The sequence below is a fragment of the Micromonospora sp. BQ11 genome, from assembly GCF_052068135.1.
Taxonomy (GTDB): Bacteria; Actinomycetota; Actinomycetes; order Mycobacteriales; family Micromonosporaceae; genus Micromonospora.
Window position 1 is genome coordinate 284,199 of the sequence record NZ_JBQHDB010000006.1, and the last position, 23,464, is coordinate 307,662.

Annotated in this window: 20 protein-coding genes and 2 pseudogenes; 15 read left to right on the top strand and 7 right to left on the bottom strand. The window is 74.2% G+C overall.

What is annotated here, in order from left to right; all coding sequences use genetic code 11:
• Window positions 1-168 precede the first annotated feature (168 nt).
• Complete coding sequence (locus ACTMSW_RS15575) at window positions 169-846, top strand: ferritin-like fold-containing protein (protein ID WP_441181323.1); 678 nt, start codon at window positions 169-171, stop codon at window positions 844-846.
• A gap of 58 nt (window positions 847-904) precedes the next feature.
• On the opposite strand, the gene ACTMSW_RS15580 is transcribed toward ACTMSW_RS15575, so the two are convergent.
• Window positions 905-1,132: a DUF3107 domain-containing protein gene (locus tag ACTMSW_RS15580; RefSeq protein ID WP_357039937.1), complete on the bottom strand. Its 228-nt coding sequence runs from the start codon at window positions 1,130-1,132 to the stop codon at window positions 905-907.
• A gap of 64 nt (window positions 1,133-1,196) precedes the next feature.
• Window positions 1,197-1,835: a TetR/AcrR family transcriptional regulator gene (locus ACTMSW_RS15585; protein ID WP_091666336.1), complete on the bottom strand. Its 639-nt coding sequence runs from the start codon at window positions 1,833-1,835 to the stop codon at window positions 1,197-1,199.
• 1,654 nt (window positions 1,836-3,489) lie between these two features.
• Here ACTMSW_RS15585 and ACTMSW_RS15590 point away from each other — a divergent pair.
• The 6 genes and pseudogenes from ACTMSW_RS15590 to ACTMSW_RS15615 form a co-directional block, all read left to right on the top strand.
• Window positions 3,490-4,959, top strand: a pseudogene (locus ACTMSW_RS15590) (hypothetical protein); the annotation flags it as partial.
• 71 nt (window positions 4,960-5,030) lie between these two features.
• On the top strand, window positions 5,031-6,005 hold the full coding sequence (locus ACTMSW_RS15595) for an alpha/beta fold hydrolase (RefSeq protein ID WP_441181324.1): 975 nt from the start codon (window positions 5,031-5,033) through the stop codon (window positions 6,003-6,005).
• 5 nt (window positions 6,006-6,010) lie between these two features.
• Window positions 6,011-7,015 (top strand): DUF3152 domain-containing protein, encoded by a 1,005-nt coding sequence (locus ACTMSW_RS15600; protein ID WP_441181325.1) that lies wholly within the window; start codon window positions 6,011-6,013, stop codon window positions 7,013-7,015.
• A gap of 58 nt (window positions 7,016-7,073) precedes the next feature.
• The gene (locus ACTMSW_RS15605) at window positions 7,074-7,910 is read left to right on the top strand and encodes a DUF3152 domain-containing protein (RefSeq protein ID WP_441181326.1); all 837 of its coding nucleotides are present in this window, start codon (window positions 7,074-7,076) and stop codon (window positions 7,908-7,910) included.
• 54 nt (window positions 7,911-7,964) lie between these two features.
• The gene (gene moeZ / locus ACTMSW_RS15610) at window positions 7,965-9,215 is read left to right on the top strand and encodes an adenylyltransferase/sulfurtransferase MoeZ (protein ID WP_441181454.1); all 1,251 of its coding nucleotides are present in this window, start codon (window positions 7,965-7,967) and stop codon (window positions 9,213-9,215) included.
• Window positions 9,216-9,351: 136 nt separating this feature from the next.
• Complete coding sequence (locus ACTMSW_RS15615; protein WP_441181455.1) at window positions 9,352-10,164, top strand: prenyltransferase/squalene oxidase repeat-containing protein; 813 nt, start codon at window positions 9,352-9,354, stop codon at window positions 10,162-10,164.
• A gap of 7 nt (window positions 10,165-10,171) precedes the next feature.
• Here ACTMSW_RS15615 and ACTMSW_RS15620 read toward each other — a convergent pair whose 3' ends face one another.
• Both ACTMSW_RS15620 and proB read right to left on the bottom strand, forming a co-directional pair.
• Window positions 10,172-11,416, bottom strand: a complete 1,245-nt coding sequence (locus ACTMSW_RS15620; RefSeq protein ID WP_441181327.1) for a glutamate-5-semialdehyde dehydrogenase — start codon at window positions 11,414-11,416, stop codon at window positions 10,172-10,174.
• Window positions 11,417-11,483: 67 nt separating this feature from the next.
• Window positions 11,484-12,641: a glutamate 5-kinase gene (gene proB / locus ACTMSW_RS15625; protein WP_441181328.1), complete on the bottom strand. Its 1,158-nt coding sequence runs from the start codon at window positions 12,639-12,641 to the stop codon at window positions 11,484-11,486.
• A gap of 13 nt (window positions 12,642-12,654) precedes the next feature.
• Between proB and ACTMSW_RS15630 the strand changes: the two genes are divergently transcribed.
• The 5 genes from ACTMSW_RS15630 (at window position 12,655) to ACTMSW_RS15650 (ending at window position 18,011) form a co-directional block, all read left to right on the top strand.
• Window positions 12,655-12,969, top strand: coding sequence for an MGMT family protein (locus ACTMSW_RS15630; RefSeq protein WP_441181329.1), 315 nt, complete (start codon window positions 12,655-12,657; stop codon window positions 12,967-12,969).
• Between the two features lie 32 nt (window positions 12,970-13,001).
• On the top strand, window positions 13,002-14,420 hold the full coding sequence (locus ACTMSW_RS15635; protein ID WP_441181330.1) for an MFS transporter: 1,419 nt from the start codon (window positions 13,002-13,004) through the stop codon (window positions 14,418-14,420).
• Window positions 14,417-15,895 carry a pyridoxal phosphate-dependent decarboxylase family protein gene (locus ACTMSW_RS15640; protein WP_441181331.1) on the top strand — a complete coding sequence of 493 codons (1,479 nt, stop codon included), beginning with the start codon at window positions 14,417-14,419 and terminating at the stop codon, window positions 15,893-15,895. Before ACTMSW_RS15635 ends, ACTMSW_RS15640 begins: the two co-directional genes overlap by 4 nt.
• A gap of 121 nt (window positions 15,896-16,016) precedes the next feature.
• Window positions 16,017-16,592: an NADH-quinone oxidoreductase subunit B gene (locus ACTMSW_RS15645; RefSeq protein ID WP_441181332.1), complete on the top strand. Its 576-nt coding sequence runs from the start codon at window positions 16,017-16,019 to the stop codon at window positions 16,590-16,592.
• A 102-nt stretch (window positions 16,593-16,694) separates the two neighbouring features.
• Window positions 16,695-18,011: a DUF2252 domain-containing protein gene (locus tag ACTMSW_RS15650; RefSeq protein WP_441181333.1), complete on the top strand. Its 1,317-nt coding sequence runs from the start codon at window positions 16,695-16,697 to the stop codon at window positions 18,009-18,011.
• 46 nt (window positions 18,012-18,057) lie between these two features.
• Here ACTMSW_RS15650 and ACTMSW_RS15655 read toward each other — a convergent pair whose 3' ends face one another.
• Window positions 18,058-19,104, bottom strand: coding sequence for a glucose 1-dehydrogenase (locus tag ACTMSW_RS15655; RefSeq protein WP_441181334.1), 1,047 nt, complete (start codon window positions 19,102-19,104; stop codon window positions 18,058-18,060).
• Between the two features lie 107 nt (window positions 19,105-19,211).
• Here ACTMSW_RS15655 and ACTMSW_RS15660 point away from each other — a divergent pair.
• A pseudogene (locus ACTMSW_RS15660) lies at window positions 19,212-19,808 on the top strand (NADH-quinone oxidoreductase subunit C); the annotation flags it as partial.
• Between the two features lie 287 nt (window positions 19,809-20,095).
• On the top strand, window positions 20,096-21,058 hold the full coding sequence (gene nuoH, locus ACTMSW_RS15665) for an NADH-quinone oxidoreductase subunit NuoH (RefSeq protein WP_441181335.1): 963 nt from the start codon (window positions 20,096-20,098) through the stop codon (window positions 21,056-21,058).
• Window positions 21,059-21,216: 158 nt separating this feature from the next.
• On the opposite strand, the gene ACTMSW_RS15670 is transcribed toward nuoH, so the two are convergent.
• Entirely contained in the window at window positions 21,217-22,242 is a 1,026-nt protein-coding gene (locus tag ACTMSW_RS15670) for a glutathione S-transferase family protein (protein ID WP_441181456.1), read from the bottom strand.
• A gap of 165 nt (window positions 22,243-22,407) precedes the next feature.
• On the opposite strand from ACTMSW_RS15670, the gene ACTMSW_RS15675 reads away from it, so the two are divergent.
• Window positions 22,408-22,842, top strand: coding sequence for an ester cyclase (locus ACTMSW_RS15675; RefSeq protein WP_441181336.1), 435 nt, complete (start codon window positions 22,408-22,410; stop codon window positions 22,840-22,842).
• Here ACTMSW_RS15675 and ACTMSW_RS15680 read toward each other — a convergent pair.
• Window positions 22,823-23,395, bottom strand: a complete 573-nt coding sequence (locus ACTMSW_RS15680; RefSeq protein ID WP_441181337.1) for a Uma2 family endonuclease — start codon at window positions 23,393-23,395, stop codon at window positions 22,823-22,825. The two genes, ACTMSW_RS15675 and ACTMSW_RS15680, sit on opposite strands and share 20 nt — an antisense overlap.
• Window positions 23,396-23,464 lie beyond the last annotated feature (69 nt).

Sequence of the window (23,464 nt, forward strand, 5' to 3'; positions counted from 1 at the left end):
GGGTGTCGTCGACCGGATCTAACGTCGGTCGGTGCCACGGCAACTGCTCCAGTCTACCTGAACCGGCCGGTCAGCGTCCTGATTCCGCACGGCGGTCCGCGCCCAGGGCCGGCGGGTGTGATCTGGGCCACTCGCCCGGGCCGAGGGGGCGGGCGGTAACCTGCCCAGATGTCCGACCGCGTCCCGTCCGACCCCACCGCCGACATTCCGGCCGAACGCGCCGTCGTCGACCTGCTCGGCCTGGTGGCCCTCGGTGAGCTGCTGGCCTTCGAACGGATGGCGGCCGACGCCCGCCTCGCCCCCGACCTGCGCCGGCGGGCCGCGCTCGGCGAGATGGCCGCCGCCGAGATCGCCAACTACCGACGGCTGGCCGACCGGCTCGGCGCGCTGGGGGTGCTGCCCGACGACGCGATGGCGCCGTACGTGGCGCCGTTGCAGGCGTTCCACGACTCGACCGAGCCGAGGGACTGGGCCGAGGCGGTGACCAAGGCGTACGTCGGGGACGGAATCACCGACGACTTCATTCGTGAGATCGCCGGAGCCCTCACCGAACCGGACCGCCGGCTCGTCCTCGACGTGCTGCACGAGTCCCGGTACGCCGACTTCGCCGCCGCCGAGATCCGCATCGCCATCGAGGCGGACCCCCGGGTCGCCAACCGGCTCTCGATGTGGGCCCGGCGGCTGGTCGGCGAGGCGCTGTCCCAGGCCGGCCGGGTGGCCTCCGCCGACCTCGGGGCGCTCACCGCGCTGATCGCGCGGGACGAGCGGGCGGACGTGGCGGGGCTGTTCCGACGGTTGACCGCGGCGCACACCGCGCGGATGGGCGCCGTCGGCCTCAACAACTGACCGCGCTCCCGACGGCGGGGGTGGCTGTGGCCACGACCGCCGCCGGGGGCGCGGAACGTCAGCGGACGGTGAAACCGACCGCCCGCGGGGACGCCTCGGCGATCTCCACGTACGCGACCTTGTCGACCGGCACGATGATCCGCCGACCCTTCTCGTCGGTGAGGGAGAGCGTCCCGCTGTTGTTGGCGAAGGCGTCGGTCACGGCCTGCTCGATCTCGGCCGGCGACTGCGCGCTCTCCAGGACCAGCTCGCGCGGCGCGTACTGCACGCCGATCTTGACCTCCACGGTGCCTCCTCAACTGGGGCGAATGAGCCGCCGTGCGAAGGCTATCCGATCACCGGGGTGGTGGTCAGGCTGACTCACCTTGCAGCGGGAAGCTCGCGATGCCCCGCCAGGAGAGCGCCGCGACGAGCGCCTCGGCCTCCGCCTTGGGCATTTGCCGCCCGCCGGCCAGCCAGAACTGCGCGGCGGTCTCCGCGGCGCCGACCAGCCCGGAGGCGAGCAGCTCGGCGTGCGCCCGGCTGACGCCGGTGTCCGAGATGATGGTGTCGGTTATCGCCGCGATGCAGCCCTGCTCGACCCGCTCGACGCGCTGCCGCACCGCCGGGTCGTTGCGCAGGTCGGACTCGAAGACGAGACGGAAGGCCTCGCTCTCGTGGTCGACGAAGTCGAAGTACGCCCGCACCGAGGCGCCGACGCGCTCCTTGTTGTCGTTGGTCCCCCGCATCGCGTCGTGGACCTTCGCCACGATCGCGTCGCAGTGCGTGTCGAGCAGCGCCAGGTAGAGCTCCATCTTGCCCGGAAAGTGCTGGTAGAGCACCGGCTTGGAGACCCCGGCCCGCTCGGCGATGTCGTCCATCGCGGCAGCGTGGTAGCCCTGCGCGACGAACACCTCCTGCGCCGCTGCGAGCAACTGCTTGCGGCGGGCGGAACGGGGCAGGCGGGTGGGCCGGCCGGCGGTCTGTGCACCGTTCCCCACAGCGGTCATGGGAACCTCCGAGTTTCGTCGTACGAGCCGGCATTTCACCCGTACCGGTCGGGCCTGGAGCCCGTCGCGGAATTGGCCCGCCGCTGTAACTTATCGCCACTGTCACCACACGGTAGCCTCAGCGGGGGCGACCAAGGAGCGCGCGGTGAGTGAAGCAGGGCAACCCGGAGCCGCCACCCCGGGAGAGCACGGTGACGGGACGGGTCCGCAGGACGACCTGGCCCGCTCCGGCGACGGGTGGGCGCCCCCGGCGACCGGTTGGCCCCGCCTCGGGGACCGACCGCCGTCGCGGGAGCCGGCGTCGCCCTGGCGTACGCCGGATCCGCACGGGGGGTGGGGTGCCTCCTCGTCACGGCACGGTGACCTACCGTCGCCGCTGCCCGACGGTCCGGGCGACTCCGAGTCGCCGGTCCGGGTCAACGGCCACCGCACCAACGGCGTCTCGTATCCCGGCGCCGACGTGCCGGCGGGTCGGCCCGCACCGGTGAGCGCGCCACCCGGCCCCTTCGGCGAGTCGCATCGCGACGCCGACGGCGATCGGCTGGTGGTGCCGGCGCAGCGACCCGCACCCGACGCCGAGCAGTCCCCGGCAGGTGGCGGCACCGATCCCGGCCCGGCGCGGCACGTGTCCGACGAGTGGCCGTCGCGGCCCCGGTGGGCCGAGCCCGGCCTGCCGACGTCCGCGCCCCCCGCGGTGCAGGTCCCGCCGGTCGGCACGGCCGCCAGCGGCTTCGAGGTGCCGCCGGGGTTCCACGCGCCGACGGTCGACCGGTCCCTGGCCGCGGAGCCGTCCGCCGGTGACGAGGGGCGGTGGACCGATCCGTACGCCCCGCCGCCCGCCGCCCCCTACCCGCCCGTCGTCGAGTCCTTCACCGCCGACCGTCCGGCCACGGACCGCCCGGGCGGTGCCGACCGGTCCTACGCCGACCGGTTCGCTCCCGACCGGTCGTTCCCGCCCGACCTCGACCGGCCGGGTGCCGCCGATCGGGCGACCGGTCCGGAGCCGACGGCCGGGTCCGGTGGCGCCCAGCGGGCACGCGACTGGTCCGGTACCGGCGTCGAGCGGGCACGCGACTGGTCCGAGGGGAACGTCGAGCGGGGCCGGCCCCGGGACGACACGGATGCCACGCCCGGTCGGACGCCGGGCCGGGAGTCCGGTGCCGACCGGCCGGCGTTCCCACCCGCCGACGAGCGATCCGGCGTGACCGAGCCGGACTGGTCCGGTCCGAACTGGAACCGCCCGAGCTGGGGCAACGCCTGGGCGCCGCCCTGGGCCCGCGACGAACCCGAGTCCCCCGGCCGCACCCGTGCCGAGCCCGAGCCGGCCGGCCGCGGCGTCCGCGACGAGCCCGGCCCCGCCGGGCGTGACGCCCGCGACCAGCCCGGCCCCGCCGGGCGTGACGCTCGCGAGGAGGCTGCACCCGCCGGGCGCGACGCCCGCGAGGAGCGGACGCCCGGGTGGACGACCGGACCGGGCCGGCCGTACGAGCCGGTACGCACCGAGTCGACCCGCCCCTACCAGGACCTGCGCGCCGAGCCGGCCCGTCCGTACGAGCCGGTCCGGTCGGAGCCCGCCTCCCGTCCGGCGTACGAGCCGCCCGCCGCACCCGTCGAGCGACCGTTCCCGACCGACCGGCCCGCGTGGGCCCTCGGCCGGCCGACGAGCGCCCCACCGGCGGAGTCCACACCCGAGGCGCCGCCGTCCGGTCCCGGCCCCACCGAGGGCGAGACGACGGCCGGCGCCGCCCGACCCTTTCGGCTCCGCCCGGTCAGCGAGGTTCCCGCCCCCGTCGCCCCCGAGCCGCCGGCCGACCCACCGACCCCCACCGGTCCCACGACCACACCCGCCACCAGCGGGGCCGGTCGCCGCGACCGCACCCCCCTCGCGCCCGCACCGACGAGCGCACCCCCCTACGCGGCCCGCCGATCCGCCCCGGACCCGGTGCCGACGGTCGAGCCGGCCGACGGCGACGGCCTGCCGGACCCTGCGTCGGCGGTCCTGCCGCAGCGCGTCCCCGCCGAACCGGACGTGCCCGTAGTGCCGGAGCCGCCAGCCGTGGAGCCACCCGCCGAAACCCCGGAACTCGCCCGGATCGCCAAGCACCTGCGCCGCGAGGACGAGCCGGCGCCGCTGCGCGAGCGCCCGGAGGGCTTCGACGTCGACGCGATCCTCGCCGCCGTACGGGGGGTGGCCGGTGTCCGCGACGCGGCACTGCGACGTACCCCCGCCGGTGCGCACAGCCTGCGGTTGGACCTCTCCGACGGTGCGGACCCCGCCGAGGTGAGCCGTCAGGTCGCCCGTCTGCTCCAGGAGCGGATGGGGTTGGCCGCGGCGCCCCGCAACCTGCCCGGTCTGCCGACCGCGCCGGTACGCCGACGCTCCGCCGCCCCGCTGGCCGCCGAGGCCCGGTCGTCGACGCCCCGGGAGGTCGCCACGCCCGCCGTGCCGGGCAGCCGGGCGCCCGGCGGTCGGCCGGACACCCTGCCGGCGCGGGCCGAGCAGCGGGACGTCCCCGCGTCCGAGACGCCGCGTCGTCGCCGCCAGGCTCCCGGCCCGCACCGCGGCCGGGCCAGCGTGGAGGAGCCGGGCTCGATCTCGACCGCCCCTCCGGGTACGCCGCCCGGCAGCCCGGTGACGCTCGGTACGTCGTACTCCGGTGGGCAGGTCACCACGACGGAGAGCGCACCCTCCCGCCCGCTGGACACCGGTGGCGCCCCGGGGCCCCGGGTGGTGATCGACCACGTCCAGGTCAGCACGTTCGGGCTCGACGCCACCGTGGAGATCCGCCTGATCGCCGGTGGGCGTACCGCCGCCGGCCACTCCACCGGCCCGGCGGTCGACGGTTACGTCCTGCGGCTGTGCGCGGTCGCCGCGGCGGCGGCCGTGGACGAGCTGCTGCGCGGAACGGAACCGGACTCCGACCGGGGCCGGTGCTTCGTCGAGCACGCCGCGGTGGTGCCGTTCGGCAACTGCGAGGTGGCCACGGTGGTCGTGCTGCTGGTGTGCGACGGCTGGATCGAGCAGCTCGTCGGCTCGGCGCTGGTCGCCGGCGACCCCCGGCAGGCCGTGGTGCGGGCCACCCTCGCGGCGGTCAACCGCCGGCTGGAGGCGCTGCTGGCCTGACGGCCGCGCCGGGCACGGGACGGGGCCCGCGCCGCGCTGCCGGGCCGCGTCGCATTGGGCAGACTGGAACCATGAAGCGCGCCACCCTCTGGCCGGAGCACCTTCTTCCGGAGCACTCCGTCCCACCCCCCTGGCCGGGCCGGGCGGTACGTCTCGACGGCACGGTGACGTACGTGCGGGACACGCCGGCCACGGCCGCCGGCGCGGAGCCGGCGCTCTACGTGCACGGGCTCGGTGGCTCCTCGCAGAACTGGACCGACCTGGCCGGCCTCCTCGCCGACCGGTTGGACGGCCAGGCCATCGACCTGCCGGGGTTCGGCCGCAGCGAACCGGGCCGCCGCTACACGATCCCCTCCTTCGCCGAGCGGGTCGTCCGCTGGATCGAGCACTCCGACCGGGGGCCGGTGCACCTGTTCGGCAACTCGCTGGGCGGGTCGATCGCGGTGCACGTGGCCGGCGTCCGGCCGGACCTGGTCCGGACGCTGACCCTGGTCTCGCCGGCCCTGCCGTTCCTGGACTTCCGGCGGTCGTTGCAGGGCCGGATGCTGCCGCTGCTGGCGATTCCCCGGGCCGAGCGGTTGGCCGCCTGGCGGCTGGCCCAGCTGGAGCCGGAGCTGATGGCGCAGCAGGTGATGGAGGCGTGCGTCGCCGACCTCAGCCGGATCAGCGAGCAGCGCCGGCAGGAGGCGCTGGAGGAGATCCGGGTGCGGTACGAGGCCGCGCACTACGCCGCCGCGTACGTCCGGACGTTCCGGGGCCTGGTCTCCAGTTTCCTGCGGTCGTACCTGCCCGGCTCGGGGTCGCTGTGGCGGCTGGCCGCCTCGATCCAGGCCCCGACGCTCGTGGTGGGCGGCCGGCACGACCGGCTGGTGGACGTCCGGGTGGCGCCGCAGACCGCCCGCGTGATCCCGGACAGCCGCCTGATGATGCTCGACGGCGTCGGCCACGTGGCCCAGTTGGAGGTTCCGCGCCTGGTCGCCCGTGCCGTGTTGGGCCTGCTCGCCGAAACGGAGGACCCCGCGAAGCGGCCTGACATGGCAGGCTGAGCGGGATGCCCACGTACCGCCGCCCTGCCGACGACCTGACCCTCGACCACCGATCCGCGCGTCGGGGTGGCGGCAGCGGACGGGTCGGCGCGCAGCCCTTCGTCCCCTCTGCACGGACGTCCCCGTCGACCGGTGCGGCGGCGGACCGCCGGCCGGCCGGTTCCGAGCGCGGACGTCACCGGCGTACGGGTCGGGGGAAACGGCGCGTCATCGAGCTGGCCGTCCTGGTCCTGGCCGTCGGTGCGGCGGTCGCGGTGATCGCCGACCGGCGTGGTGTGCAGGTCGGGGCCGAGGTGGCGGCGTCCGGACCGGAGGCGCCGGTACTGGCACCGGTGACACCGGCGGTGGTGCCGTCGACCGCCCCCGCACCGACGGCCGCCCCGTCCGCGTCGACGCCGCCCGTGCTGCTGATGCCCGGGCCGGTGCCGTCGGCGGGGAAGGGCACGTTCTCCTACGACGACCGGGTGGGCCCGGTACTGGGCGAGGCGGGTGTGCTGCGCCCGTACCGGGTGGCGGTCGAGGCCGGCGCGGACGAGGACGTCGCCGGTTTCGCCACGGCCGTCGCGGCGGCGCTCACCGGGCCGGGAAGCTGGGTGGACAGCGGCCGGTTGCGGTTGCGGCAGGTCGGGCCCGGTGCGACCGCCGACTTCACGGTCTACCTCGCGACGGCCGGTACGGCGCGTCGGATGTGCGCGGCCGGGGGTGTCGACATCCGGATCGACGGTCGGCCGTACACGTCGTGCCGGGCTCCGGGCAAGGTCATCATCAACCTGGACCGGTGGCGGCGGTCGGTGCCGCACTACGTCGAGGCGAAGGTGCCGCTGTCGGTCTACCGCACGTACGTGGTGAACCACGAGGTCGGCCACCAGTTGGGCAACCGGCACGAGCGCTGCCCGGGGCCGGGCCGACCGGCACCGGTCATGATGCAGCAGACACTGTTCCTGAACGGCTGTCTGGCCAACCCGTGGCCGTACCGGAACGGACGCCGCTACGCCGGTCCGCCGCTCTGAAGCACCCACTTTGCGGGTGTAAGCGGGAAATGCCCGATTGATCTGCCACGCTGGGTGCATGACGTCGTCGTCCCCTTGCGACCCGCCTGAGCCGTCCGTCGACCCCGCCCGTGCCGGTCCGCCGGCCCGGTCCCGGACCCCGGTGGTCCCGGCGCCGGGCGCGGACCGCACGCGTCGCCGGCGTACGGTCCGGCTCGTCCTGGTCCTGGCGGTGGCCGCGACCGCCGCGGTCACCCTGGCCCGGGCGGGTGACGGCGGGCAGGTGCGGGATGGGACGGGGTACGGCGGCGGGGCCGCCGACGGCGCCGCGCCCGCCCGGTACCCGCACGCCGGCGGCGGCACCTTCACCACCGCGCCCGGGGACGGCCCGGTGCGCGGCGTGGACGGGCCGGTGTGGCGCTACCGGGTGGCCGTGGAGGCGGGCACCGGTCAGGATGCCGGCGCCTTCGCCGCCACCGTCGACGCCGTCCTGGCCGACCCGCGCGGCTGGACCGCCACCGGGGAGCTTCGGGTGCGGCGCGTGGCCGACGTGGACGCCGCCGACTTCACCGTCTACCTCGCGACGGCGGGCACCTCCGAGCGGATGTGCGCCGAGGGCGGGTTGCGCACCGAGGGCTACACCTCCTGCCGACTTCCCGGACGGGTCGTCCTCAACCTGGACCGGTGGATGGAGGCGGTACCGGACTACGGGGCACCGCTCGCGGTCTACCGGGAGTACCTGGTGAACCACGAGGTCGGGCACGAGTTCGGCCAGGGTCACGAGGCCTGTCCCGGCCCGGGAGAGCCCGCGCCGGTCATGCAGCAGCAGACGTACGGCCTGGACGGCTGCGAGGCGAACGCCTGGCCCTTCGTCGACGGCAGCCGGTACGTGGGCGAGCCGGTCGACGGCGTGTAGGCGCGCGCTGCGGGTTATTCCCGCTCCCGGAGTTCGGACGACGTGTCCCTCCTCATGGCCTCCGGTGTGGTGACCGAGCGACAATGGCTCGGTTCGCCATCAGCCGATCCCGGGGAGTCCACCGTGTCGCTGCCCCCGCTCGTCGAGCCCGCCGCCGAGCTGACCGTTGACGAGATCCGCCGCTACTCGCGCCACCTGATCATCCCGGATGTCGGGGTCGAGGGGCAGAAGCGGCTGAAGAACGCCCGGGTGCTCTGCGTCGGCGCCGGCGGCCTCGGCTCGCCGGCTCTGATGTACCTCGCCGCCGCCGGGGTGGGCACCCTCGGCATCATCGACTTCGACACCGTCGACGAGTCCAACCTGCAGCGCCAGATCATCCACGGCGTCTCCGACATCGGCCGGTCCAAGGCCGAGTCCGCCGCCGCCTCGATCCGCGAGATCAACCCGCTGGTCAGCGTGGAGATCCACAACACGGCGCTGGACCGGGAGAACGTCCGGGACATCTTCTCCCGGTACGACCTCATCGTCGACGGCACCGACAACTTCGCCACCCGGTACATGGTGAACGACGCGGCGGTGCTGCTCGGCAAGCCGTACGTCTGGGGGTCGATCTACCGGTTCGACGGCCAGGCGTCGGTGTTCTGGGCCGAGCACGGCCCGTGCTACCGCTGCCTCTACCCGGAGCCCCCGCCGCCCGGCATGGTGCCGTCCTGCGCCGAGGGCGGCGTGCTGGGCGTGCTGTGCGCCTCGATCGGCTCGATCCAGGTCAACGAGGCGATCAAGCTGCTCGCCGGCATCGGTGAGCCACTGGTCGGCCGGCTGATGGTCTACGACGCCCTGGAGATGTCCTACCGCAAGATCAAGGTGCGCAAGGACCCGAACTGCGTGCTCTGCGGCGAGAACCCGACGGTCACCGACCTGCTGGAGGACTACGAGGACTTCTGCGGCGCGGTGTCGGTGGAGGCCCAGGAGGCGGTGGTCGACGCGACCATCACCGCGCTGGAGCTGAAGGAGTGGCAGGACGCCGGCAAGGACGTCTTCCTGGTCGACGTGCGGGAGCCGGCCGAGTACGAGATCGTCCGCATCCCCGGCTCGACCCTGATCCCCAAGGGCGAGATCATCTCCGGCGAGGCGCTGTCGAAGCTGCCGCAGGACAAGCAGATCGTGCTGCACTGCAAGTCGGGCGTCCGCTCCGCCGAGGCGCTCGCCGCGCTGAAGGCCGCGGGCTTCCGGGACGCGGTGCACGTCCAGGGCGGCGTGCTGTCCTGGATCAAGCAGATCGACCCCTCCCTCCCCGCGTACTGAGATGTAAGTAAGGAAGGGCCCCTTCTTGACGCCTGGCGTAGAGGAGGGGCCCCTTCTTGACGCATCGGCCGGTCCGTTACCCGTCTCACCGAAGCGGGATCGCGTTTCCGCCGGTAGCGTGTCCGCCGTGGTGGACATGGACGCCGCGATCGGGTTCGTCGTGGCACACGGAGATGCGGTGGACCGTGCCCGGCTCTCCCGACTGCGCAGCGGTACGGCTCCCGCGCCGGACCTGCTCGACGTGGCCGAGGGCGGTCAGACGCCGGACGGCGGCTGGCCCGCGTACCTCGACGGGTCGGTGGCCTCGGTGGACGCCACCTGTTTCCGGCTCGCGGAGCTGGACGACCTGGGTGCCCTCAGCCGGCCCGCGGCCCGGCGGGCCCTCGACTGGCTGGCCTCCCGGCAGCTTCCCGACGGCGGCTGGCACGAGGACGAAGCGCTGGCCGAGACCGCGCCGGAGTGGGCGCGGCCGGGAGATCCGGAGGCCGGCTTCTACCTGACCGCCAACGCCGGCTTCTGGCTGACCGTGGCCGGCCTCGACGCCCGGGCCGCCGGGCCGCTGGACCACCGGGTGGGCGGGGTGTACGCGGGCGTCGTGCACGCCGCCGCCCAGTCCCTCGTGGCCCGGCTCAACCCGGACGGCAGTTGGCCGTCGTTCCTGGCCGCCGGCTGGTTGAGCGCGGCGGTCCTGCACCGGCAGCACATGTTCCAGGAGTCGGCCCGCATCCAGGTCGCGCTGGCGGAACGGATCGCGGACATGTCCCCGGCCGACGTGGCCTGGCTGGCCGCCACCCTGCGCCGGGTCGAGGTGGAGGAGCATGACTGGGTGGTGGTGCGGGCCCGCCGCCGGCTCACCGAGACGCAGCGCAGCGACGGCGGTTGGGAGAGCGACGACGGGCACCAGTTCGACGTGCACACCACCCTGGCGGCGATCCGCGGCTGCCGCTGACCGCACCTCAGCCGCGCAGGTGCCCGTCCCCGGTGACCACGTACTTCGTGCTGGTCAGTTCCGGCAGCCCCATCGGACCCCGGGCGTGCAGCTTCTGGGTGGAGATGCCGATCTCCGCGCCGAAGCCGAACTCGCCGCCGTCGGTGAACCGGGTCGACGCGTTCACCATCACGGCCGCCGCGTCCACCCGGGCCACGAACTCCCGCGCCGCCGCCTGCGAGTCGGTGACGATCGCCTCGGTGTGCCCGGTGCCGTACCGGCGGATGTGCGCGACCGCCGCGTCCAGCGAGTCCACGACGGCGACCGCGATGTCCGCCGACAGGTACTCGGTGGCGAAGTCCTCGTCGGTCGCCGGCACGACCGCGTCGGAGAAGCGGGCGACCTCCTCCGAGCCGTGCACGGTCACCCCGGCCTCGGCGAACGCGGCGAGCATCGGGGGTAGGAAGGCGTCCGCGGCCGCGGCGTGCACGAGCAGCGACTCCGCCGTGTTGCAGGTGGAGAGCCGCTGGGTCTTGGCGTTCAGCGCGATCGCGACGGCCTTCGACACGTCGGCGGCGGCGTCGACGTAGACGTGGCAGTTGCCGACGCCGGTCTCGATCACCGGCACGGTGGACTCCTCCACCACGGTCCGGATCAGGGACGCGCCGCCGCGCGGGATCAGCACGTCCACCAGGCCCCGGGCCCGCATCAGCTCCTTCACCGAGTCGCGGGAGGTGGCGTCGAGGAGTTGCACGGCGTCGGCCGGCAGGCCCGCGCCGGCGACGGCGTCGCGGAGCACCGCGACCAGCGCGGCGTTGGAGTGGGCGGCCGACGAGGAGCCGCGCAGCAGTGCCGCGTTGCCCGACTTCAGGCAGATGCCGGCGGCGTCGACCGTCACGTTCGGCCGCGCCTCGTAGATGATGCCGACCACGCCGAACGGCACCCGGACCTGGCGAAGCTCCAGGCCGTTGGGGAGCGTCGAGCCCCGGACCACCTCGCCCACCGGGTCGGGCAGCGCGGCCATCTGCCGCAGGGCGTCGGCGATGCCTGCCACCCGCCCCGAGTCGAGGGCGAGCCGGTCCAGGACGGCCGCGCTCAGCCCGGCCTCGCGGCCCGCCGCCAGGTCCGTCGCGTTCGCGGCCAGGATCTCCGGCGTACGCGCCACCAACGCGTCGGCCATCGCGTCCAGCGCGGCGTCCTTGGCCGTACGCGTGGCGACCGCCAGCGCCTCCGCCGCCACCCGCGCCCGCCGCGCCTGCTCGCCCACGCTCATGTCCGCACTCCTCCAGTGTTAGGAAGGGGCCCTTGTACAACGCCAGGCGTTAAGAAGGGGCCCTTGCTTACAGCAACACCAGGTCGTCGCGGTGGACGACCTCCCGCTCGTACGCCGGGCCGAGCGCCGCGGCGAGTTCACCGGTGGACCGGCCCAGCAGCCCGGGCAGCTCCACCGCGTCGTAGTTGACCAGCCCACGCGCGACCGGTGCGCCCTCGACGTCGACCAGGTCGACCGGATCCCCGGCGGTGAACGCGCCGTCCACGGCCGTGATGCCGGCCGGCAGCAGCGACTTGCGCCGCCCCACGACGGCCGCGACCGCGCCCGGGTCGAGGTGCAGCCGGCCCCGGGGCGAGGTGGCGTGGGCCAGCCAGAAGAGCCGGGCGGCCGGCCGCCGCCGGCTGGGGTGGAACAGGGTGCCGACCGGCTCGCCGGCCAGCGCCGGGGCGGCCATCGGCGCGGCGGTGAGCACCACCGGGATGCCGAAGCCGGTGGCGATCCGGGCGGCCTCCACCTTCGTCACCATGCCGCCGGTGCCGACCCCGGCGCGCCCGGCCCCGCCGATGTCGATGCCGTCCAGGTCGCCGGCGTCGCGTACCTCGCTGACCCGGGTGGCGCCGGGCCGGGCCGGATCGCCGGTCCACAGGGCGTCGACGTCGGAGAGCAGCACCAGCAGGTCGGCGTCGACCAGCGCGGCGACCAGGGCGGCGAGCCGGTCGTTGTCGCCGAACCGGATCTCCTCGGTGGCGACCGTGTCGTTCTCGTTGACGATCGGCACCGCGCGCAGGTCGAGCAGCTTGCGCAGCGTCCGGTACGCGTTGCGGTAGTGCGCCCGCCGGGTCACGTCGTCGACGGTGAGCAGGACCTGCCCGACGGTGAGGCGGTGCCGGGCGAAGGCGGCCGCGTACCGGCCGATCAGCAGGCCCTGCCCGACGCTGGCGGCGGCCTGCTGAGTGGCCAGGTCGCGCGGGCGCCGGGTGAGCCCGAGCGGGGCGAGGCCGGCGGCGATGGCGCCGGAGGAGACCAGCACGACCTCCCGGCCGTCGGCGGCGATCGCGCCGAGGGTGTCCACGAGCGCGTCGACCCGCCCGTCGTCCAGCCCGCCCGTGGCGGTGGTCAACGACGAGGATCCGATCTTGACGACGACCCGCCGGGCCGTCGTGACCATGTCGCGCACCTGCCCATTCTGCGCGGTCGGTACCGCGCCGCCCGGCCGCGTTCCCATATCGTGGCGCGTCGTGGGACCTGAGGAGTACGTCGAGGCGGTGCTGGAGCTGGTCGAGCGGATCCCGCCGGGCCGGGTGATGTCGTACGGGGCGGTCGCCGACGCGCTGGCCGACCGGTCCGAGCGGGCGTCCGCCCGGCTGGTTGGCTCGATCATGGCGCGGCACGGGGGCGGGGTGCCCTGGCACCGGGTGGTGACCTCGTCCGGTCGGCTGCCGCCGGGGCACGAGCGGGAGGCCCGTGCCCGACTGCTCGCCGAGGGCACCCCGCTGCGCGGGTCCGGGGTGGACATGCGCAGGGCGAGCTGGCTCCCCGAAGAGGGGATGTGACCGGCGCCATAACATGAGTAACATTCGGGCCCATGGACGCGCCGCCGGCTGGAACCGGCTCGCCCGCCGTCGGCACGCCCCCCGCAACGGTGGGTGCGACGGCCGACCGACTGCCGCGTGGAGTCCACGCGGGCTACGCGCTGGGATCCCTGGCCACCGGCGCGTTCGGCACCGTGCCGGGGCTGTTGCTGCTGCCGTACCTGACCGACACCCTGGGCGTCGCGGCCGGCGTGGCCGCCCTGCTCGTGCTGCTGCCCAAGGCGTGGGACGTGCTGGTGAACCCGGTCGCCGGACGGATCTCCGACCGCACCCGGTCGCGCCGGGGCGCTCGCCGGCCGTACCTGCTCGGCGCCGGCCTGGCCCTGGCCGTGCTCTTCGCGGCCATCTTCGCCGCACCGTTCGGCACCGGCCCGGCCGCCGGCGCGTACGTGGCGCTGGCCTTCCTCGCCACCGCCACCGCGTTCGCGTTCTTCCAGGTCCCGTACGTGGCGATGCCGGCGGAGCTGACCGGCGACTACGCCGAACGTACGCGGATGATGACCTGGCGGATCGCGGTGCTGGCCCTGGCGATCCTGGTCTCCGGCGCGGTGGCTCCGCTGGTCCGCGACGCGGGCGGCGGGGGCGTGCCGGGGCACCGGTGGATGGGACTCTTCGTGGCCGGACTGATCGTGCTCGGCGCGGTCGGCGCGTACCTGGGCACCCGCTCGGCACCGACCGGCACGGTGGGGGAGAGCGAGCCGACGCTGCGCGCCCAACTGCGGGTGGCGGGTCGCAACCGGCCGTTCCGGGCACTGCTGCTGTGCTTCGTGGTGCAGTCCGCCGGGGTGGCGACCATCCTCGCCGGAGTCGACTACTTCGCGACCCAGATCCTCCGGAACCCGGACGGCGGGCCGACCGTCCTCTTCGTCTGCTTCGTCGCGCCGGCCCTGCTGGTGATGCCGTTGTGGAGCCGGGTCGGTCGGCGCCACGGCAAGCTCGCCGGTCTGGTCGCCGCCTCGCTGATCTTCGCGGTGGGCGCGCTGGCCCTGGTCGCCGCCCCGGTCCTGCCGGCGGTCGCGGTCTACCTGCTGGTGGCGCTGATCGGCGTCGGGTACGCCGGCCAGCAGGTCTTCGCCCTGGCCATGCTGCCGGACTGCATCGCGTACGACACGGCGCGCACCGGCCGGCGGCAGGCGGGCGTCTTCACCGGCCTCTGGACGGCGGGGGAGACCTTCGGCCTCGCCCTCGGGCCGGGTCTGTTCGGGCTGATGCTCCAGCTCACCGGCTACGTCTCCTCGGACACCGGCGAGGCGGCGACCCAGTCCGGAACGGCCCGCCTCGGCATCCTCCTCGGCTTCACCGTCCTCCCCGCCCTCCTGGTCGGCGCGGCGGTCCTCCTGCTCCGCCCGTACGACCTGACCCCGGCCCGCCTGGCGGGCGCTCACCTGCACGGAAGGGGCACGACCTCTTGACGACCGACGACGAGACGAGCGCGCTGCCCGTGCACGGGGTGCCCGCCGACGACGTGCTCGCAGAGGTACGGGCCCTGCGGGAGCGGGACCGGCCCACGCACGGCGGGCGGCTGTTCGCGTACGTGTACGACCCGGCGGTACCGGGGCTGGACGACCTCACCGCCGCCGCGCACGCGGAGAGCGCGCACGTCAACGGGCTGGACCCGACCGCGTTCCCGTCCCTGCTCGCCATGGAGAACGCGCTGGTGGGCGCCGCCGCCCGGCTGCTCGGCGGCGGCCCCGGCACCGTCGCGCCGGACGTGGTCGGCAGCGTCACCAGCGGTGGCACCGAATCCCTGATCCTGGCCGTGAAGGCCGCCCGGGACGCGCACCCGGAGGTCACCGCACCGCGGATCGTCGTGCCGGCCAGCGCGCACGCGGCGTTCGCCAAGGCGGGGCACTACCTGCGGGTGGCGGTGGACACCGTGCCGGTGTCGGCCGACACGCTGCGCCCCGACCCGGCCGACGTGGCCGCCGCGATCGGGCCGGACACCGTGCTGGTCGCCGCCTCCGCGCCCTCGTACGCGCACGGCGTCGTGGACCCCGTCGCGCCGATCGCGGAGGTGGCCGCCGCGGCCGGCGTGCGCTGCCACGTGGACGCCTGCTTCGGCGGCTGGGCCCTGCCCTGGCTGCGCCGGCTGGGCGAGCCGGTCCCGCCGTTCGACTTCTCCGTACCCGGGGTCACCTCGATGTCGGTGGACCTGCACAAGTACGCGTACGCGCCGAAGGGCGTCTCGGTCCTGCTGCACCGTGATCCGGCGCTGCGCGCCCCGCAGTACTTCGCGTACGCCGACTGGCCGGGGTACACCATGGTCAACCCGGTGATCGCCTCCACCCGCTCCGGCGGGCCGATCGCCGCCGCGTACGCGACCCTGCGCCACCTCGGCGAGGACGGCTACCTGCGGTTGGCGGCGGCGACCCGGGACGCGGTGGCCGGGCTGGCCGACGCCGTGCGGGCGACCGCCGGGCTGCGGCTGATGGCCGAGCCGGAGTCGACCGTGGTCTGCCTCACCGCGACCGGGGACGGCCCGGACCTCTTCGTGCTCGTCGACGAGCTGGCCGCCCGCGGATGGCACACCCAACCGCAGCTCAGGTACGCCGACCTGCCGCCGAGCGTGCACCTGACGGTGACCGCGTCGGTGGCGCCCCGGGTGGCGGAGTTCGCGGGTGACCTGGCCGCGGCGGTGGCCGCGGCCCGGTCCGCCGGCCCGGTCCGTCTCCCCGGGGACCTGCTCGCCCTGGCCACCGCCCTGACCCCGGAGGCGCTCACCCCCGAGCTGGTCGCCGGTCTGGCCGCCGGGCTGGGGCTCACCGGCGGGAGCGGCGTGCCCGAGCGGATGGCGACGGTGAACACGCTGCTCGACGCCGCGCCGCCCGCGGTGCGGGAACGAATGCTCGTCGAATTCGTGGGCCTGCTGCAACGCCCCGCCTGGTGACCTCCGACGTGCGGCCCCGGGAACCCCGTCACACGTGCCGACCCCGGAGGCGGTTGCACCGGTCGACACCGGCAGGCTGTGGTTGACTGTCGGACCGGGGGAGACACGAGGGAGGCCCGAGGTGCAGCTACCGGCCGTGCTCGGCGAGCCGATCCGGTTCGTGCTGAACTGGGGCCGCCGCTACTCGCTCTGGGTGTTCAACTTCGGGCTCGCCTGCTGCGCCATCGAGTTCATCGCCACCAGCATGGGCCGGCACGACTTCATCCGGCTCGGCGTGATCCCGTTCGCCCACGGCCCCCGGCAGGCCGACCTGATGGTCGTCTCCGGCACCGTCACCGACAAGATGGCACCGGCGATCAAGCGCCTGTACGACCAGATGCCCGAGCCGAAGTACGTGATCTCGTTCGGGGCCTGCTCGAACTGCGGCGGTCCGTACTGGGACTCGTACTCGGTCACCAAGGGCGTCGACCAGCTCATCCCGGTCGACGTCTACGTGCCCGGCTGCCCGCCCCGGCCGGAGGCGCTGCTGCACGGCATCCTGCGGTTGCAGGAGAAGATCGCCGCCGAGCAGTCCGGCATCGGTGGGGTGTCCCGCCCCGACGTCCTCGCCTCGCCGGTCGACGCGCCGCCGAGCGACGCCCTCCCGCGCAGCGCGGCGTCCCTGACCGCCCCACCGGTCCGCCCGCCGAACGCCTGAGTCCCACCGCCCACCGGCCCGCCGCCCCGAGCCGACAGGTCGGACCGGACGATTCGCTCGGGCGAGGGCTGCCGGTGGCGCCCGGGGGTTAACCTGCGCCGCATGAGCAACTCCGCGGACCGGCGTTCCGCCCACATCGTCGACGTGCTCACCGAGGAGTTCGGTGAGTCGATGGCCCTCGACCCGGCGGCGTTCCGCCGGAAGTTCCGCAAGATGGCGGCGTCGCCGTTCGCCTTCTACCGGGGCAGCGCCGCCCTCTTCTACGCCGACCAGCGCGGTGGCTTCGCCGACGACGCGTTCCTGGACGGGCGCACCAGCCGGGTCTGGATCCACGGCGACCTGCACGCGGAGAACTTCGGCACGTACATGAACGCCTCCGGGCAACTGGTGTTCAACGTCAACGACTTCGACGAGGCGTACGTGGGGCCGTTCTCCTGGGACCTGAAACGCTTCGCGGCCAGCGTGGCCCTGCTCGGCTACGCGAAGGCCCTCTCCGACACGGTGATCGGGGAGCTGGTCGAGACGTTCGCCCGCGCGTACCTCGCCGAGCTGCGGGCCATCGCCACCGGCGGCGACGACGCCATCGGCTCGATCACCCTGGACACCGCCGACGGCGTGCTGCTGCGGGTGCTCCAGCAGGCCCGGCTGAACACGCGGGTCGACCTGCTCGCCACGCAGACCACCATCGACAACTACGAGCGGCGGTTCTCGCTGGGCGACGGGGTCTTCGAGGTCGACAAGGACACCCACGAGACGGTCTGCGCCGCGTACGAGCAGTACCTGGACACCCGCCCGCCGTCGGCGGCCAAGCTGCGTCCGGTCGCCGCGCACATCAAGGACATCGTGCTGCGCAAGGGCGTGGGAATCGGCTCGGCCGGCCTGCCGTCGTACAACCTGCTGCTGGAGGGGCACACCCAGGCGCTGGAGAACGACGTCGTCCTCTACATGAAGCAGGCCCAGGTGCCGGCCGTGGCGCGGCACATCACCGACGAGTCGGTCCGCGGCTACTTCCGGCACCAGGGGCACCGCACCGCCGAGTCGCAGCGGGCCCTCCAGGCGTACGCGGACCCGTGGCTGGGCTACACCGAGCTGGACGGTGTCGGGCAGCTCGTCGCCGAGGTCTCCCCGTACGCGGCGGACCTGGACTGGGCCGACGTCAACGAGCCGGAGGAGCTGACCGGCGTCGTCGGTCACCTGGGCCACGCGGTCGCCCGGATGCACTCGGTCGCCGACGACGAGTCCAGCCACGACCTGGTCGACTACTCGACCGAGGAGGCCATCGTGGCGGCGGTGGACGCCGACGAGGAGGGGTTCGTCGCCCATCTGGTCGACTTCGCCCACGCCTACGGTGCCCGCGCCCGCACCGACCACCAGCTCTTCGTGGACCTCTTCCGCAACGGCCGCCTGCCGGGCATCTGAGGGGTCGACGGCGGGCCCGCGTGGGATGCGGGTCCGCCGGAGCGCCTCAGGCGGTGAGGTCGAGGATCACCTTGATGTCCGTACCGCTGTGCTGGTACGCCGAGCTGAAGTCGGACATCGGCACGCGGCGGGTGATCAGCGATTCCAGCCACGACTGGTCGGCCCGGGCGAGCGCGTCGGCGGCCAGGTCCCAGTGCCGCCGGTTGGCGTTGACCGAGCCGAAGACCACGTTGTTCTCCAGCACGAGGGAGCGGTTGAGGGCCCCGGCGTCGAAGTCGATGGTCCGGCCTCCGCTGGACACGCCGGTCAGGCAGACGATGCCGGTCGGCCCGACCTTGCACATGGCGTCCAGCACCACCGTCGGCGCGCCGGTGCACTCCACCACCACGTCCGGCTCGAAGTCGAGCTCGCCCACCGGCACCGTGTGGTACGTCGCGCCGAGCGTCCGGACCAGCTCCGGCTTGGGTCCGGTCTTGTTCCGGTCGAGCACGTGCACGGTCAGCCCGCGCTGGGTGGCGAGCAGCGCGGCGAGCAGGCCGATCGGGCCGGCGCCGGTGACCAGCGCGATCTGCGGCTTCCACGCGGTGCGGGCGCTGATCCGCTCGATGTGGTCCCACGCCTTGGCGACCACGCTGGTCGGTTCCAGCAGCATCCCCACCGGGGCGAGGACGGGGTCGAGCCCGACGGCGAACGTGGGGTGCACCCGCCACCGTTCGCGGGCGAAGCCGTGCAGCTCCTTGATGCCGTGTTCGGTGTACCGCCCGTTGCGGCACATGTCCCACTCGTCGGCGGCGCAGCTCACGCAGGGCACCGGGTCGGGGTGCCGGACCACGCCGGAGACCAGGTCGCCGACCCGGAAGGTGCCGGTGGGGTCGTCCAGCACCCGGCCCAGCGACTCGTGCCCGAGGACCAGCCGATCCTGGCCGGACGGTGCCGCGCCGTACTGCCCCTGGACGATCTCCTCGTCGGTGCCGCAGATGCCCACGGCGAGCGCCTCGACGAGGATCGCGCCCTCCTCGGGGGCTGGCTCGGGCCAGTCCTCCTCGAGACGCAGCGAATCGGGGACACCAGGAGACACAGTCAGAGCCCGCACGATCCTCATCTTTCCCCGGCCGGTCGCCGTCCGCCACGGAACGCGCAGATGCCCGGTGCGCGGGCGGCCCGACACACCTCGGGGGTGCCGGCCATAGGATCAGCGGCATGACTCCGGATGAGGTCGGCCAGCGGATGGTCGCGCTGCTCGCACCGGCCGAGGCGACGCCGTCGGTGTCCGGCGGTCAGGCGTACGCCCGCGCGACCGTCGACGTACCGGCGGCGAACTGGTCCGACGCGCTGCGCGCCGCCCGTGACGACGCGGAGCTGGCCTGCGACTTCTTCGACTGGCTCTCCGCCGTCGACGAGCTGACCGACGGGTTCGACGTGATGGTCCACCTCTGGTCCACCAGCCGGCGGCACGGTCTCCTGCTGCGGACCCGGGTGCCCCGCGAGGCACCCACCGTCGCCTCGGTGGTGGAGGTGTTCCCCGGCGCCGCGTGGCACGAGCGGGAGACGCACGAGATGTTCGGCATCGACTTCGCCGGGCACGACGGGCTGCGCCCCCTGCTGCTGCCGCCGGAGTTCGAGGGACACCCGCTGCGCAAGGAGTTCGTACTCGCCTCCCGGGTGGCCAAGCCGTGGCCGGGAGCGAAGGAACCGGGCGAGTCCGGGGCCGGGGGCGGGCGGCGCCCGATCCGGCCGCCCGGCGTACCGGCTCCGGGGGAGTGGGGCACCACCCCGACGCCGGCGGGCGCCGGTGGTGTCGGGGAGGGGCCGCGCGGCGGCGTGCCGGCCCGCCCGGCCCGGGAGCGGCCCGCGCGGCCGGCCCCGGGGGACCGTCCGGCGCGTACCGGCGCACCGGCCGGTGGGGCCGACGGCCCGGCGCCGACGGCCCCGTCCGACCAGGCGCCGTCCGACGCGGGCCCGCTGCCCGGCGCGACCGGCGCCCCGGGTGACGGCCCGGCCCGGTCCGGTCCACCCGCGGACCGGCCCTCCCCGCACGGCCCGGCGGCCACCGAACGCGCCGGCGACGACGGAGGTACGTCCTGATGCCGCTGTGGTTGGAGCTGGTGCTCCGGGTGGGTGCCGTGCTGGTCGCCTTCCTCACCCTGCCGCTCGTGGTCGGCCAGGTCGAGCACAAGGTGATGGCGCACATGCAGGGCCGGCTGGGCCCGATGTACGCGGGCGGCTTCCACGGCTGGGCGCAGCTCGTCGCCGACGGTGTGAAGTTCGTGCAGAAGGAGGACATCACGCCCCGGGAGGCGGACCGGGCGGTGTTCCGGCTCGCCCCGGTCGTCGCGCTGGTGCCCTACCTGCTGGTCCTGCTGGTGATCCCGCTCGGCCCGGGTGACCTGGTCGCGCAGCCGCTGGACATCGGCCTGTTCTTCGTGCTCGCCGTCGTCGGCGTCGGCGTGGTGGCGGTGCTGATGTCGGCGTGGGCGTCGGCCAACAAGTACAGCCTGCTGGGCGGCCTGCGCGGCGCCGCCCAGTTGCTCGGCTACGAGCTGCCCCTGGTGCTGGCCGCCGCGTCGGTGGCGATGGCGGCGGGCACGCTCAGCCTTCCCGGCATCGTCGAGGCGTGGCAGCCGTGGTGGCTGCTGTGGCAGGCGCCCGCGATGATCGTCTTCTTCGTCGCCGGGCTCGCCGAGATCCGCCGGCCACCGTTCGACATGCCGGTGGCCGACTCGGAGCTGGTCTTCGGCTACATGACCGAGTACACGGGCCTGCGGTTCGCGTTCTTCCTGCTCGCCGAGTACGTCGGCATCGTGGTGATCGCCGCGCTGACCACCGTGCTCTTCCTGGGCGGCTGGCAGGGTCCGTTCGCCGACGCGCAGCTCGGTTGGCTGTGGACGCTGCTGAAGGTCTTCGCGGTCTCCTTCGTGATCATCTGGCTGCGGGTCAGCTACCCCCGCCTGCGCGAGGACCAGCTGCAGCGCCTGTGCTGGCTGGTCCTCGTCCCCCTCGCCCTGGGCCAGCTCGTCCTGACCGCCGCCGTCCGCGTAGCGCTGTAACCCCCCACCCCCCACTCCACCCCCACCCCACCCCCAGCGCGCAGTTTCACGGAAATAGTGGCTATCCGGCGAGGAATAGCCACTATTTCCGTGAAAGAGCGCCCTCTCGACGGGCGCCGGCGCCGGCGCGGGGGCGGGGGTGGGGTGGGGTGGGGTGGTCAGCGTGGTGGGGTGTGGGTGGGGTCGACGGTCTCGGCCGGTGGCGGGGGCGGCGGGGGAGTGCCGTCGCCGAAGGGCCGCCCGCCCAGAGCCTCCCGGCCGTGCGGCGTGAGCCACGTGGCCAGGTCGGGGCCGAGCGGCACCACGCCGGTCGGGTTGATGTCCCGGTGCACCTCGTAGTAGTGCCGCTTGATGTGGTCGAAGTCGATCGTGTCCCCGAAGCCGGGGGTGGTGAAGAGGTCCCGCGCGTACGCCCACAGCACCGGCATCTCGCTCAGCTTCTGCCGGTTGCACTTGAAATGGCCGTGGTAGACCGGGTCGAAGCGGACCAGCGTGGTGAACAGCCGCACGTCCGCCTCGGTGATCGTGTCGCCCACCAGGTAGCGCTGCCCGGACAGCCGGTCGGACAACCAGTCCAGCCGGTCGAAGAGCCGGTGGTACGCCTTCTCGTACGCCTCCTGGCTGCCGGCGAACCCGCAGCGGTAGACGCCGTTGTTCACGTCGGCGAAGACCACCGCGTTGACCTCGTCGATCTCGTCGCGCAGCCGCTCGGGATACAGGTCGGGCGCACCCTCGCGGTGGTACGCGGCCCACTCCGTCGACAGGTCCAGGCTCATCCGCGCGTAGTCGTTGGTGACCACCTGCCCGGTCGGCACGTCCACGAACGCCGGCACGGTGATTCCCCGGTCGTAGCCGGGAAACCGCCGGAAGTACGCGTCGGCCAGCCGCTCGATGCCGAGCACCGGGTCCCGCCCGTCCGGGTCCAGGTCGAACGTCCAGCTCCGCTTGTCGTGGGTCGGACCGGCCACGGCCATCGAGATGGCGTCCTCCAGGCCCAGCAGCCGGCGCACGATGATCAGCCGGTTCGCCCACGGGCAGGCGCGGCTGACCGCCAACCGGTACCGCCCCGGCTCCACCGGCCAGCCGTCCCGACCGTCGGCCGTGATCCGGGTGGCGATGTAGCGCTGGTCGCGCGTGAACTCACCGCCCGGCTCGACGTACTTCCCGCCGGTACCTTCCTGCACCTGATCGCCGCCGGCCGTACCGCTCCCGGTCGTCTCGCCCACGCCCGCCCCCTCCGCGTCGTCTCCTCGTTCGTCACATCATCGCCGCTCCCGTGCGCCCCGGCGCGTCAAGCGCGTCGACCCGGTGGTGGGCGGACGCGCGGCGGTCGCGGTTAGGCTGCCGCGATGACCGACGTGGAGGCCGCCGCCCGCCGCTTCATCGCCGACGTGTGGAACGCGAAGCGGGAGGAGTCGGCGTACGAACTGGTCGCCCCCCAGTGCCCCGGGCTCGGCGGTACCGGCCCGGAGGCGGCGCTGGCGTGGCACCGGGAACGGCGGGCCGCCTTCCCGGACCTGCGCTACAAGATCGTGGACCTGGTGGCGACGGGGGACCGGGTGGCGGTGCACTGGCGGGCCGCCGGCACCCAGGTCGGGCAGTTCGGCCCGGTGCCGCCGACCGGGCAGGTGGTGAGCTACTCCGGGGCGACGTTCCTGCGCTTCGACGACGCCGGCCTGATCGTGGAGGTGTGGAGCTGCAACGAGCTGTTCCAGCTTCTCCAGCAGCTCGGCGTCGAGATGCTCCCACCCGCGCCGGGCGGCCTCAGCGGGCCCGGGGCGTGATCCGCGCCAGCGGAATGTCCATCTCCCACGGCTCGGGCAGCAGGATGCCGTCGGGCATGCGGGCCGTCTCGACGTAGATCTGCTTGACCGGGTCGAGTTTGTGGGCGTGCACGACGATCCCGGTCTCGGTCTCGATCCGCCAGAAGTAGGGGATGTCCGCCTCGGCGTACAGCGCCGGCTTCAGCACCCGGTCGATGCTGCGGGAGCCCTCCGAGACGATCTCGACCACCAGCAGCACCTCGTTGGGCCGGTAGTGCGACGGGTTGCGCACGGCGGCGTCGAGCTCGGTCACCAGCAGGTCCGGGATGAAGGCGCGGGTGCGAGAGATCCGCACCGCGACGCCCTGGGTGACGTCGAGGTCGGCGGGGCAGGTCTCTTCGAGTGCGGCCATGAGGCGGCCGGCGATCGACTGGTGGAGTCGCGTGGGGGAGGGCGACATGATGAGGTTTCCGTCCAGGAGTTCGTGGCGGCGGCCGTCGTCGGGCAGGCGATCGAGATCGTCCGTCGTCCACTCGCCCGGCGGCGGGTAGTCGTCGTGCAGCGCGGCGGTCATGCGCGAGCCCTTTCCGGTGCGTCGTTCTCCCCACGGTCACCGTACTCCCGGCGATGCCCGGGTGGTGGT